The sequence below is a fragment of the Streptomyces paradoxus genome (assembly GCF_014202475.1).
In the GTDB taxonomy this organism is placed as follows: domain Bacteria; phylum Actinomycetota; class Actinomycetes; order Streptomycetales; family Streptomycetaceae; genus Streptomyces; species Streptomyces paradoxus.
The window spans coordinates 220,454-232,605 of record NZ_JACHGV010000003.1; the positions used below are offsets into that span (position 1 = coordinate 220,454).

13 protein-coding genes and 2 pseudogenes are annotated in these 12,152 nt (G+C 67.2%); 3 read left to right on the forward strand and 12 right to left on the reverse strand.

The features are described from left to right. Positions 1-28: 28 nt before the first annotated feature. The 8 genes and pseudogenes from HNR57_RS10645 to HNR57_RS10680 all read right to left on the reverse strand — a co-directional run bounded on the left by HNR57_RS10645 (position 29) and on the right by HNR57_RS10680 (position 6,389). Positions 29-337: a hypothetical protein gene (locus HNR57_RS10645; protein ID WP_184559256.1), complete on the reverse strand. Its 309-nt coding sequence runs from the start codon at positions 335-337 to the stop codon at positions 29-31. A gap of 220 nt (positions 338-557) precedes the next feature. Beyond that, positions 558-2,669 carry a hypothetical protein gene (locus tag HNR57_RS10650; protein WP_184559258.1) on the reverse strand — a complete coding sequence of 704 codons (2,112 nt, stop codon included), beginning with the start codon at positions 2,667-2,669 and terminating at the stop codon, positions 558-560. Positions 2,670-2,671: 2 nt separating this feature from the next. After that, positions 2,672-4,282 (reverse strand): hypothetical protein, encoded by a 1,611-nt coding sequence (locus HNR57_RS10655; protein WP_184559260.1) that lies wholly within the window; start codon positions 4,280-4,282, stop codon positions 2,672-2,674. A gap of 74 nt (positions 4,283-4,356) precedes the next feature. Next, a complete protein-coding gene (locus HNR57_RS10660) occupies positions 4,357-4,695 on the reverse strand; it encodes an RRQRL motif-containing zinc-binding protein (protein WP_184559262.1) in 339 nt (112 codons plus the stop codon). Next, a pseudogene (locus tag HNR57_RS10665) lies at positions 4,695-5,571 on the reverse strand (DUF2637 domain-containing protein). The gene HNR57_RS10660 and the pseudogene HNR57_RS10665 overlap by 1 nt, the downstream one beginning before the upstream one ends. Further along, positions 5,568-5,858, reverse strand: a complete 291-nt coding sequence (locus tag HNR57_RS10670; protein ID WP_184559264.1) for a hypothetical protein — start codon at positions 5,856-5,858, stop codon at positions 5,568-5,570. The pseudogene HNR57_RS10665 and the gene HNR57_RS10670 overlap by 4 nt, the downstream one beginning before the upstream one ends. Beyond that, positions 5,855-6,115: a DUF6284 family protein gene (locus tag HNR57_RS10675; RefSeq protein ID WP_184559266.1), complete on the reverse strand. Its 261-nt coding sequence runs from the start codon at positions 6,113-6,115 to the stop codon at positions 5,855-5,857. The genes HNR57_RS10670 and HNR57_RS10675 overlap by 4 nt, the downstream gene beginning before the upstream one ends. Before the next feature lie 94 nt (positions 6,116-6,209). Continuing rightward, positions 6,210-6,389, reverse strand: a complete 180-nt coding sequence (locus tag HNR57_RS10680; RefSeq protein ID WP_184559268.1) for a hypothetical protein — start codon at positions 6,387-6,389, stop codon at positions 6,210-6,212. Between the two features lie 408 nt (positions 6,390-6,797). Here HNR57_RS10680 and HNR57_RS10685 point away from each other — a divergent pair, with 408 nt between their 5' ends. Together HNR57_RS10685 and HNR57_RS10690 are read left to right on the forward strand one after the other, a co-directional pair. Next, on the forward strand, positions 6,798-7,559 hold the full coding sequence (locus HNR57_RS10685) for a GntR family transcriptional regulator (protein ID WP_184559270.1): 762 nt from the start codon (positions 6,798-6,800) through the stop codon (positions 7,557-7,559). A 25-nt stretch (positions 7,560-7,584) separates the two neighbouring features. Next, positions 7,585-8,253: a histone deacetylase gene (locus HNR57_RS10690; protein WP_184560349.1), complete on the forward strand. Its 669-nt coding sequence runs from the start codon at positions 7,585-7,587 to the stop codon at positions 8,251-8,253. Positions 8,254-8,836: 583 nt separating this feature from the next. Here HNR57_RS10690 and HNR57_RS10695 read toward each other — a convergent pair. Next, positions 8,837-9,226 (reverse strand): cupin domain-containing protein, encoded by a 390-nt coding sequence (locus HNR57_RS10695; RefSeq protein WP_184559272.1) that lies wholly within the window; start codon positions 9,224-9,226, stop codon positions 8,837-8,839. A 172-nt stretch (positions 9,227-9,398) separates the two neighbouring features. Continuing rightward, positions 9,399-9,782, reverse strand: coding sequence for a hypothetical protein (locus tag HNR57_RS10700; protein ID WP_184559274.1), 384 nt, complete (start codon positions 9,780-9,782; stop codon positions 9,399-9,401). Between HNR57_RS10700 and HNR57_RS40860 the strand changes: the two are divergent. Further along, positions 9,777-9,995, forward strand: a pseudogene (locus tag HNR57_RS40860) (hypothetical protein); the annotation flags it as partial. The gene HNR57_RS10700 and the pseudogene HNR57_RS40860 sit on opposite strands and share 6 nt — an antisense overlap. Before the next feature lie 21 nt (positions 9,996-10,016). On the opposite strand, the gene HNR57_RS10705 reads toward HNR57_RS40860, so the two are convergent. Further along, positions 10,017-10,787, reverse strand: a complete 771-nt coding sequence (locus tag HNR57_RS10705; protein ID WP_184559276.1) for a hypothetical protein — start codon at positions 10,785-10,787, stop codon at positions 10,017-10,019. A 758-nt stretch (positions 10,788-11,545) separates the two neighbouring features. Then, positions 11,546-12,034 (reverse strand): hypothetical protein, encoded by a 489-nt coding sequence (locus tag HNR57_RS10710; RefSeq protein ID WP_221342356.1) that lies wholly within the window; start codon positions 12,032-12,034, stop codon positions 11,546-11,548. Between the last annotated feature and the right edge of the window lie 118 nt (positions 12,035-12,152).

Here is a 12,152-nt window from a genome sequence, read left to right on the forward strand (position 1 = left end):
CGGAATTGGGGGGCCGCCCTTGGCGTAGCTAGGTCTTGTTGCGGGCCAGGCGCAGGGTGATGCCGCCGATGCCGATCGGTCCGGCGACGCTGGCGATGACGGTGGCGGTGTGGGCCGCGGCGTCGAGCAGGAAGCACAGGGCCACGACCAGTCCCCAACCGCCGGCGACAGCGGCCCCGGCGATCGCGAACGGGACCAGGATCCGGCGCCACGGGATGCCGACCGGAGCGGGGTTGTGGACGACGATGACGACGGGCTGTCCGGTGGCTTGTGCGCGCTGCCAGTCGTCGGCGGGTATGTGCGGGGCGATGTTCCCCTGCGGGGTGCGGTGATCCATTGCGGGCTCCTTGGGTGAGCCGCGGGCCCGCACCATCAGGTGGTGCGGGCCCGCTCGGATGGGTGGCTGTGCTTGTCGCGTTGCTTGTCGTCTCCCTTGTCGTGTGGCTTGTCGCCTGTCTTGTCTTGTCGCTTGTCGCCTTGCAGGTCACAAGCCGATTCCGCGCTCCCAGACCCTCAGAGCGGCATGTGTTCGGGGTGAGCCGACAAGCGACAAGTGATCAGCCCTCGGGGGGCTGTTCGGGGGCGTGCTGGCGGTGGACGTAGCGGGCTTTGGTGCCCTCTCCGACGCGTACGGCGGTGCCGTCCTTCACCCAATCCCGCAGCCAGCCGACGACCGTCTGACGGGACGTGCCGTGCTCGTCGGCGAGCGCGCGGGCGATCGCAGAGGCCCCGGTGCCCTCCCGGCCAGCGGCGAGCAGCAGCGCCAGGGCAGCCTGTTGCGCGGGACTCTCCTGCTCGCCCCGCAGCGCCGACAGGTTCAGCCCACCCGCGGCCGGCGGCCTGTCACCTCCCGCGGGGGTCTGCGGCTCGGGTGCGGTGCCGAACTGGGCGTCGATCTGCTCGCGGAAGCGGCGCAGCATCTCGTCTTCCGGCGAGCCCTGCGCCTGCTCCGAGCTGTTCAGGGCGGACAGCCTCAGCCCCGTCCCCGCCGAACTGGTGGCGTTGGCGTCGTTGCTGGAGGCTTGGTCACGCATCCAGGCGGTGCGGTCGCTGTCCCAGCGCCGGACGTAGGCGGGCCCGGCTGCCTTGGCGGACACGGCATCGAGGGTGGGGTGGCGGTCGGAGGTGGCGGCGATGATCTCCCGGATCTGGTTCGGGAGGATGCGCCAGGCCTTGAACAGCGCGGCCGGCGACTCGGGGGTGCCCATGAACCCGGCGCCCTTGTGGGGTGCCTGGTCGACGCGCAGTCCGCGGGAGCCGGGGAACATCTTGGACAGGTCCATGCCCTCGGTCTCACCACCGGTCAGGGCAACCCTGACCTTGGCCTCTCGCCGGATCATGAGGTTGCTCAGCACGCTGCCGGTCGCTCCGAGGGCGGTGAGGACGGTGCGGATGCCCATGGCGCGGGCGATCCGGATCACTTCCAGGATCTTCTCTCCGAGCTTGCGCACCTGCCGGTCCGGGCTGGACAGGATCTCGGCGCCCTCATCGATGACCAGCATGATCTGCGGAATCTTCGCGCTGATGGGCAGCAGGTCCGTGTTCGCGCGGGCGAGTACGTCCTGGTAGCCCATCTTGCGGTGCTTGGCCACGCGCACGGCGGTGTCCAGCATGGTCATGGCTTCGTCGTAGGTGCCAGCGAGCCAGTCGATGCCGGGCCGGACCAGTTTGCCGTCCGGGGTGCTGATCTCGCCGTTGAGCGCCGGGAGCACCCAGGGCAGGCCCGCAGAACCGGCGTTGAGGTCGATCACCCAGGTGAGGATGTCGTCGGCGCGGGCGAACCCGGCGAGGATCGAGTGGACCATGTTGGTCTTGCCCGATCCGGTCGGGCCGACGATGAGGGCGCACTGCTCGCGCAGGTAGGTGAGGATCTGTTCGGCGTTGGTCCGGTATCCCCACGGGATACCGGTGTGGACCGAGAGCGGCCCGTAGTCGCTGGGATAGGTGCGTTCCTGCTCCAGCACGTTGACGGTGGTCACGTCGATGATGACGCGGCCCTGGTGGATGCCGGGGGAGGCGGTGGCGGTGCAGCCGTGCGGCAACCGAGCATCCGCAGACAGGCGGGGGGACTCGGCGGCGATCCTGTTCCAGGTGGCGCCGCCGGGCGGGAGTTCGGCGTCGATGGAGTACCCGGCGCCGGTCTCCCACGTCTCGACTCCGACCACGCGCACGGTGATCGAGCAGACCCGCTGGATACGGTCCACCCACTGCGCAGCGATAGCCCGGCGCTCCGCGGACAGCTCGGCGGCGATCTGCCGCTGTTCGGCGGCGATGGCCTCTTCCTCCCGGGCCTCTTCGAACAGGGCGGTGGAGCGGGCGGCGGCACCGATGCCGACGCCGATGGTGGCGAGGGAGCCGAGGGCGGCCCAGGTCAGGGGGCCGTGGGTCATGGCCCAGGTGGTCCATCCGGCGCCGACGAGCCAGGAGGCGGCGCGGGTGGCGAGCGTGCGGCCGGCGTCGCGGACGCGCAGGCCGACCACGGTGTGTCCGAGGGCGCCGGCCGCGCCGACGGCCAGGGCCCAACCCGGGGGCATGGATGTGGCGGCGCCGGTGGTGGCGACGGCGAAGGCTCCGGTGGTGGCGGACAGGGCGCCGGTCACGGGTCCGTGACCGGCCGTCCAGTCCAGCACCGGGCCACTGGGCTGCTGCTTTGTGGCGGTGGTGGCCATGATCAGACGTTCCAGCCCTTCTCGGCCTCGTGTCCGTTGCGGGGGTCCTCGTGTCGGGCGATGTCCTGGGCGTGGACCTGGCGGAACACCGGGCCCATGTCCTCGGCCACGGCGACGGCGCTCATCAGGGCGCCGTAGATGTCGTTGAAGTTGTCGGCGATCTGCTTCTCCAGCGGGAACTCGCTGTCGGAGCGCTCGGCGAGGATCTTCATCACGTTCGCCACGCTGGTCAGCGCGGCGGGCAGGCTCTCGACCATCGCCAGGATCTCCATGCAGCCGTCGGGCTCGTAGGAGTTGGCGGCCTCCTCCATCTCGGAAGCGGCCTCTTCGAACCGGAAACCGGTCATGTGCTCTCCCTCGATCGACGGGGTGTTCGTGCTGGTGGGAACGGTGGATGCGGGTCGCTCGACGCCGTCGGCGATGCCGTCGGTGGCGTCCTTGGCTGCCTCCGCGTCCGCGGCGGCTTCCTGCTGGGCCTGCTCCTGGCGGATCGCCTCATCCCGCGCGGCCCGCTGCTCGGCAGCGACACCGGCCAGCCGCCGGTACAGGCGCCGTCCCGGGTGGATGAGGGCGGGGATGCCGAGCTTGCGGCCGATCGGGCTGGTGATCAGCCCCAGCAGTCCGGCCGGGAGGGCGAGCAGCGCGGCGAGCAGGCGCCGGCCGTGGAAGCGGGCCGCGGACCGGCGCAAAGCCTGCCGGGCCGCCCTGCGAGCCGGAGCCTTACGGACCGCGGCGCGCTTGGCAGCGACCGTGCCCGCCGCCTGGGCATCCCGCCTGGCACGACTCTTGGCGACCGCTGCATCTCGCGCGGTGCGGGCCTTGCGGGCGGCGCTGCTGAGCATCCGGCCTGCCAGGCCGCCCCGGCGCCCTGCCCGGGAGGTGATCCCGCTGCCGCCGGGGGTGCGGGTCTCGGCGTGGCGGCGGGCGTCGGCGACCGCGCGGCGGGCAGCGGTGGTCTGTGCCCGCTGCCCGGCCCGGGATCCGGCGGCGGCCTGCTGCGCCGACCGCAGAGCCTTGACCTGCCCAACCCGGCCCGCAGCCTTCCCAAGTGCGCTGGCCGCGCGCTTGGACGCGCCCTGACCGGCCTTGCTGCGGGTCTTCCCGGCTCCGGCGGTGCTGCCGTTACGGGCAGATGAGCCGGACCCGCGGCGGTGCTGTCCGGGCGCGCTGCCCGACCGGCCGCCGGAGCGACCGCCACGAGTAGCGGACGAACGCCCCCCGGCGCGGCTGCCGGGAGTTCCCGCACCACCGCGGCGCAGGCCTGCGCTGTGGGCAGCGGATCGGCCGGCGGCACAGGCGGCGGCCCGGCGGGCTTCCTTGCGGGGGTTGGCCTGGCGGCTGCGGGTGGCAGCGACCGTGCCGAGGACGACGGCGCCGGTCGCGGCCACCATGGCGGTGACCGGGCCGCCGGCCAGGGCCGCGGTGGCGACTAGGCCCACGGTGCTGTTCGCCCCGGACAGGGCGAGGGGGACGACCGGCCAGCCGCCGGGCGTGTGCTCCACCTCGGCCACAACCGGGGTCGAAGCCTGCTCGGTCGGTGGCGCAGGTGGGGGCAGGGGTGGTGCGGGTGCGGGCGCCTCGATGGCTACCGGTTCGGTGCTGAGTTCCGTCATGCTGTGAGCACTCCTTTGGGAGTAGGGCCCGGCCGGGGCTGTAGGAGGCGTTTGGCCGGGCCTGCCAACAGGGCTTATGCGGCGTGCTGTTCGTCGGGGTAGGCGCACGGGGTGCACATGCCGAGTGAGGGCGGGACGACGTATCCGGCATCCCGCCGGCACTCCGGGCAGATACGGCGAGCGGCGTTCGCCTTGGCCAGCGCCGCCCACTTCGCGGGCGTCATCGGCCGTACGGGCTTGGCCTGCTCGATCGAGTAGAGGTAGGCGACCAGCGGGCCTCGGCGGCGCCGCGGACGCTCAACCTGCGCGGCCACATCCTGACCACCGGGCCGCAACCCGAGAGCCCGGAGCTGGCGGCGCGTGGCCAACCCGTCGGGGGCGAGCCGCCACTGGTAGACCGGGACAGCGGGCATCAGACGCTAACCGTGTCGACTGCCCGCAGGACCGGCCGGGCCGGTTGCTCGTCGTCGCGGACGGCGAGGATCTGCTTGCGTCCCCAGGACTCGCTCATGCCGAATGCCTCACCCAGCGCACGGGCGCTGAGCGGGCGGCCCGCCTGTGCGGACTCGGCATACGCACGGCGTGCGTCCTGCCGCATCCGCTCCAATTCCGCCTCCTCGAACTGCGCCTGCCGCAGCGCGTCATCAGCGCTCTCGGCCTCAGGCGTGCGGGCGGTGTGCGGGCTGTGCGGATCGGTTGCCCGTCCGGCATCCGCACGGGCCGTGACCAGCACAGACGCCTCGCGATCCGGAGCAGCGGCCAGCGGGGCCGGGGCGCTCTGGCCGACGGGTGCAGGGGCGTGCGGGACGGGTGCGGATTCCTCCCCGTCCGGCCCGTACACCTGCTCCGGTGTGGCAGTGCCGCGCTGGTGCAGAACCTTGGCCACGAGGTCGGAACCGAAGTAGATGGAACCGACCGGCAAGGACGTGGCGAGCAGGACGAGCACCCAGTGCGCCACATCCCACTCGGCCAGCCGCACTCGGCCGGCGCCGCCGCCGTGCGCAGCGGGGACGAGGCCGTGCACGTAATTCAACACCAGCGACGCGAGGGTGTAGGTGGCCAGCACCCGCAGCGCGAACCGCTTGTCCGTCCGTGTCGGTCAGCACCAACGTGGCGATGAGGGCCAGCGCCATCAGTCCGTCGACCACGAACGGGTACAACAGCGCCGCGGTCGCGTCCGCGCCGATGGACTGCGCAACATCCCGCAGGGCGTTCCAGGAGACGCGGAAGGCCATGGCGACCACCGCAACCAGCGCGAGAACGAGCAGGACCCTTCCCTTGCGGTTCACCGCGCACCCCTCTCGTTGGTCCACGGGGTGTAGGTGACCGGCTCACGGTCCACCCAGGCACGCAGCGACAGCGCGGCCCGTCCCGCCTCGTGTCCGTCATCGAGGATCCCGGCGAGGATGACCTGCGCATCCCTCGCCCGGTGCACCAGAAGACGGGCGTAGGCGCGTTCGTCTGCGTCGGTCAAGCCCGGCAGCGGAAGATCCAGCGCGTCATGGACAGCGCGGAGCAGCGCCATCACCGGGTCCGGGAGCGAGTCGACGCGGTGGGAGTCGGTGCGCCCGCTCATGCGGCGCCCCTCTCGGCCGCGGCCTGGTTGGTCAGAGCGCAACGGGCAGCCAGGGCCTTGCGGCGGGCCCGGCGGATCCGACGGGCGTCCAGCTCGGTCGGCCGGTTGTCCAGCGCGGCAATCTCCGCGTCGACCAAGTCGACGTCCGCGAGGATCGCGGGCATCTCCAGCTCGATCGCGTCCAGCTCCGCGTCCGTCGGCTCCTTCCAATCGGCGAACGCGGTAACAGCTTCCTGAACAGTGACGATGTGGCTCATTGGGTCGGGTGTCCTCTCACAGGTGAACGGCCCGAACAGCGGCTCCCGGGAGGCACCCCGGGAGCCGCGCGCCGTTTAAGAAGTAGGTCCGAACTCAGCGGCGAAAGGCCCAGGAGATGAGGCCACTGACAGCGTCGGTGCAGTCGGTAACCCGGCCGGACTCCAGTTCTTCGGCCCGGTCCTCCATCTGCTTCGCGGCAGCGTCCTTGCCCCGACTACGCAGCACCTTCGCTGCCTCGCGGTTCTTCGAGGCCTGCGCCTTCAGGCGGTCCATGAACAGTCCTCTCGATGGGTGAAGGGTGAAGCCCACGCGGCTCCCCACGCCCCGCCCGTACGGCACGCGCACCAGGTGCGGAGCCGGACGGGCGGGGGAGGCAACCGGCCCCAGCCGCTCAGGGCTGCGGAGAGGTCGAATAGCGCTGTACCTCACGCGGGAGCTCCCGCGTGACCGCCTACTTGGCCGAGGAGAGGCGGTGTGATCCCCATGCAGTTGTCAATGAACGCCCAGCTCAGGGACTTACGGCGAACCGCAGTAGCCCTGCCTGGCATAAAGACTGACTCAACGGTGTTGGTGGTGTTGTACCAACAACTGATGCCCTGAGTGTTGCCTCAAGTCGCTACGACCGTCAAGGCAAAAGGCGTATGTTGTTGGCACAAGTCAGCCAACTAGCAGGGAGGCACCGTGCGGGAGCAGCGCCCCAGGTACCACCGAATCGCGGATGACCTGCGAGGACAGATCGAGCGGGGCGAGCTGGAACCGGGTCAACAGCTCCCAACGGAGTTCGAGTTGGTCGAGCGATACGAAGCGAGTCGCAACACAGTCCGCCTGGCCCTACGGCGCTTGACCGAGGAAGGGCTCATCATCGCTGGTCAGGGGCGGGGTAGCTTCGTTCGCCGCAGTCTGACACCGGCCGTCTGGGACTGGTCAGTATTGGAGTCTCGGACCCGGCACCAGTCGAACGAGCGCGGTGACCAGTGGGCCAGCATCGTGGCTGAAAGTGGGCGCCAACCTCGGCAGGAAGTTCGCGTCTCCATCCGGCGTCCACCGGCTGAAGTCGCGGAACGCCTGGAACTGGATCCCGAGACCGCACTGACTGTCGTCCGGGAACGGGTGCGCATAGTGGACCACGATCCGTACGCCCTGGCTGACTCCTACTTCCCTGAAGAGCTAGTTCGGGGCACGCCGTTGATGCTGCCCGAAGATGTGTCAGCGCCGGGTGGCGTGCTGGCCAGCGTTGGCCTTGTCCAGGCTCGCTACAGGGACGAGATCACTGTGCGGATGCCGACCCGCGCCGAGGTCGAAAAGCTGTCGCTTCCCTCCGCTACCCCTGTCGCTGTGCACATGCGCACGGGCTACGACGAGAACAACCGGCCCCTACGAGTAATGATCACGATCCTTCCGGGAGACCGTCATGTCATCAGGTACGACGTTTCGGCAGACTGAGCGCGTCTCTCAGGAGCAGGCAAGAGTGAAGGCCCTACACAGCATTGATCCGACGTTGCCGACCAACCACTACCCGGAACGGGTCTGGTACACGTCCTACGGCTCGAACATGCACCTCGATCGACTCGCCGCGTACATCCAGGGCGGTCGCCCACCCGGCGCGGCACGGGAATACCCAGGGTGCCGAAACCCGACGATGCCCGCCAGGTCGATCCCCGTTGAACTGACCGGCGCCCTGTACTTCGCGACCGAGTCACCCGTGTGGGGAGGGGGAAGGGCCTTTTACGATCCGCAAGTGAGTGGACGAGTGCTGGCTAGGGCTCACCTGGTGACTACCGATCAGTTCTCCGATATTGCCGCCCAAGAGATGTACAGGGAACCGGGTGCGGGTCTTGAACTGGTGGATGTGCTGGCACAGGGCCGAGCGGTGCTAGGTGAGGGCCGCTACGAAACACTCGTGTGTGCCGGTCAGGTCGATGGGTTGCCAGTCCTGACCTTCACCGCCCCGTGGGGCGTGCGGGACGTCCAATGGGTCCCGCCCTCCGGCGCGTACGTGCGCTTCTTGGCTTCGGGACTACTGACCGCCGGCGCATGGGATGTAGAGGCAGTGGCCTCATACGTAGCAGCATGCCCCGGCGCCGCCGGTCACTGGTCGGAGCAGGCCATCTGCGATCTCTTGAGCGAGGACCTTTGAACCGCGGTGCTGCCAGCGCGGTACAACTTTCTCCACTGCATCAAGCACCCGTCGTCGCTCCGCTCCGCCGGGCGGGCGCGGGCGGCCGGCGGCGCCCGCGCTCATGTCTCCGCCCCGCTCGGCACCGCCGGCCGCAAGAGGCAGACACACAGTGCATGAGGTCAGAACACGTCGTGGCTGGGGCGGTCGGCTCCGCGACTTTAGCCAGCCACTTTGGGGCGAGCCTCGAAGATCATGGCACAAAATCGGGCACTATCGGGCAGGACCACAAGCCTGCCCGATTCGCGGGCCAGCGTAATGGCCCATGATCGCTCGCGCCAAAGCAGCTCCCGGCCAAAGTCGCTACGCCAACCGCGCGTCAGACAACCTGCCGTATTCCCACTGCGAGACTGCGTATGGCAAGGTCTTAAATCCGGATTAAGCCACGTAGTGGCTGGCATGGGGATCGCAACTGCAACAAGCTCCCCGCATGGCCAAACAGGGAAGAACTCGACCGCAGGGGTAGTGCTCGACCGTTTGCGGTTTGGTGGCACTGAGAGGGCGTACTCGACGGTGGGATGGAATCTCTGAGGCCGTTACGCGGTCACCACTTGCCATTTACTATTCTGGCTTCTTCTTCGCCATCTGCTGGCCACGGCGGCATGGTAACTCCAATTATTCGAAGCGGCTCCGGGCTTTCGCATCGAAACTGAAAGGTAGTGCCGATCGGAATAGTCAAGCAAGTCCCCGGTGTGATCTCTTCGGTGCACTCCTGGTCGTTCTGTCGGCGCCACATCTTTCCTGCACCGTTTATGACGTACCAGATCTCTTGCACCGTGCTGTGCTGCACAGCCTTGGAAACTTCGCCGGGGTCAAGGTAGAAATGCGCAACGCCGCCACTTGCGGATAGCTCGCAGAGCGGCTTGACGATCGACCCATCTGGTGCGCGGTGTTCAGGGGCATCCCATAGCGAGCGGGTCTCGAATGCGTCCATCGAGTTTCCTTCGGGCAGGGTTCCATCTAAGGGTTGTCCCGTGACCAGCGGTTACGGGACAACCCTTAGAGGGCATGAGCCCGACCTTCAAGTTCCGCCACCGTTCCACTACGGTCCAAGAACTCGGTGGGAACATCCGATCCCTGATCTGAATCTCTGAACGGGCGCTGCGTCAGCCAATTACGGTGATATCGATCTTGACATCACCGCGATCCGGCATGCTGAAGACGAGCTGGCCGCCCGCATCGCGTGGAATACCGAAGGGGTTCATCGGTCTCCACCTGTTGACCTTGATGGTCTTATCCCGATGGTAGATCACTTCCTCTTCGTGGGTTCTTGCTTGCCCCCTCGGAAAGTGTCCGGAAGTCCAGATCCTCTGGTGATCCGGATAGATGGAGTCCATGACGACGTCGATCCAATTGCCCGTCCCGTTGTTGACGGTGATCGTCAGCTTGCCGGGCTGCGGATCATCAGGGTCGTGAGACCACTCGGCGAGGTTGATCCCCCAGATCTCCCCCTCGACCAGGATGTCGAGGTTGTCTACTCTTGGCGCCATGGCATCTCCATCTCTGAGTCCGCACGACTTGGGAAATTCGCCCCTGTCCCCAAACGTCCTCTGACTGCGAGTTGGCTCAACAATTGTTCGTCTGAAGGGGTGACGCCGGGTGTCGTACGAGCCTGCATATGTCATCCCCGCAACTACCTGGCCTTACTCGAACTCGCCGCCGCGCTGTGCTACTACAAGCGACTCGTCCGCCTCACCACATAGGAAACGGTCTAAGCCTTCGACCTATCTAAGCTCGAATAGCTTGTTGCTCGGCAAGGCAAGGACCTCGGCTTTGGATATTTTAGGATTCGGCCTAAAGCTCAGGCTTTCCCAATTCTGCCCTCTCGGGTCATCACCATAGAGGTCTTTCCGCAGAGATGGCGCGACTCGCCAGACTCGGTCGAATACAGGTGTATTGCCTTCCCTAAACTTGTACCCTCGGACGCTTCCAGAACCGAAGCTGAAGGTCACCCCAGCATTAGCCAAGTTACCCCAGGTAGGGTCTCCCCCCGCGAGCGCAGCGGCGTTTACTTGCAGGGTAGCTTGCGCATTGCGACCGCCCATCAGCATGGCGAAACCACTCTTTACCTTAAGTCGCTTCGCCACGATGAGCCACCCCAGTCGGAATCCTCCATCCGCAAGGCGCTGCTTAGCTTCATCTAGCACATCTGATTCGTTTCGGATCATTTCTTCTTCGCCCGAACCGATGTAGAGGGTGAAGCCCATGCCTCGCTTGAGCCTCACGTTAGCCACCCCCACAGGCGCTCCCGCCTTCGCCTCCATGAAAGCGAACCTACCCGTTTGGTAGATGGTCTTGCTGAACTTAGCTCCGGTCCTCGCGTTGGGTGATATATCGAGGATCTTTTCTGCGCTGCCAATTGCGACGAACTTGCCGCATTCGTCGAAGTGGCCAATGCTGCCGAGGGGTATCTTGTTGGATGGCTGCCAGGCGCCAATGTCACCCGTCGCTTGCCTAATCCACCGCAGGTATTCCTTGGTGAGCGCGTCGCACATGTTTCTCACCGCCGGTCACATAGACCTCAGTTATATCTAGGGTCACTCTGCTTCAAGTCCATGTCAAACGCGGGAACGTGCTAGAGCGCTCCAGGTCATCGGCTTCAGGTAGCCGTCTGGCCAGCTTCAGCAGACCCCAGCAGCCGTTGCACTCGTAGTTCGCATCGACACCGTGCCGACCGCAGATGACTGAGCAGACCGTTGGTGGCGCTGCGACCAGTTCCCCGCCCCGCGCATAGTTCGGTCAAGGCACTACCCCGGGTTGTGCCACTCTCGTGCCAGAACGGACGGGGACTCACGGAGAACGGGGGTACCCATGCTGACTTCGGCCGGACTCTGCCTAGGCCAAGGAGCGAGCAGGTCGCGCCCGTGATCGCCCAACCTCGCTTCTTTAGCGGTGCTCACAGGAACGTGCCTCCGACGGCAGTGACGGCAGTGCTGACGGCAACGACGGCGGACCGTAGCGGCGCTCAGCAGCCCGGCACGGCAGCGGCACAGGACGGACGGTTCGACCGGCGCAATGGGGCCTGCCCGCATCTTCTAAACGCTTGTCGGATGTGTCTTCCGAAGCGGTGCTCACTAGCCCGCCGCGCAGGGCTTCCCCCAGGTGTCCCCGGCAGCGGGCGAACTACACAAAATCGCAGGTCATCGCGCGCGAAGTGAGCCCGCTGTAAATCTGCTGCCGAGCCGAGCCAGGGCGACGGGTGCCATGTTCACTCGCGATCACGAGGAACGCCCTCCTCCCGCCTCGTGGTGCGTCAGGAGCGGGGGTTGGGATAGGCGCCGAGGAGGTTGGGTACGCCGCAGGCGGTGGCGAGGAGGTCGGCGTACGCAGCAAGGATGCGACGGGTGTCGTCCAAGGCAGTTCGCAGCTGAGCTGACTGGGGCCAGGCACGCTCATGGTCGCGGCGGGAGCGGTCCGCAGGGCGGCGGCTCTCCCAATCCTCCAACGCAGGGTGCCAGGCGGCTAGGAGCGGGCGTACACCGTAGTTGAGCGTAGCCACCGCCAGGTACCCGAAGTTGTACTCGCCGTTCCGTTTCGGTTCGGCGACTTGCGGCCCGTGACGGCGCAGGATTTCGCGACTGGTGCCGAACAGCGAGTGCAAGCTCGTCAGCGCCTCTCGCAGCAGACCCTCGTCCTCCCGCAGTGGCACCACAGACACTCGGGTGATCAGCTCTACATACAGCTCCCAGGCAGCTCGCCGCTCCGCGTCGTTCGGCTCCCAGCTGCCGGCGATCTCGAGCATCGGCAGCTTCAACCTGACTTCAACGTTCCTTGGCGCCTGGGCCACTTCACTCCCTCTTCCTATCACCGATCTCGGTGTTCTTCGCCTGCTACCAGGCTATACGCGAGATCATGGCTGT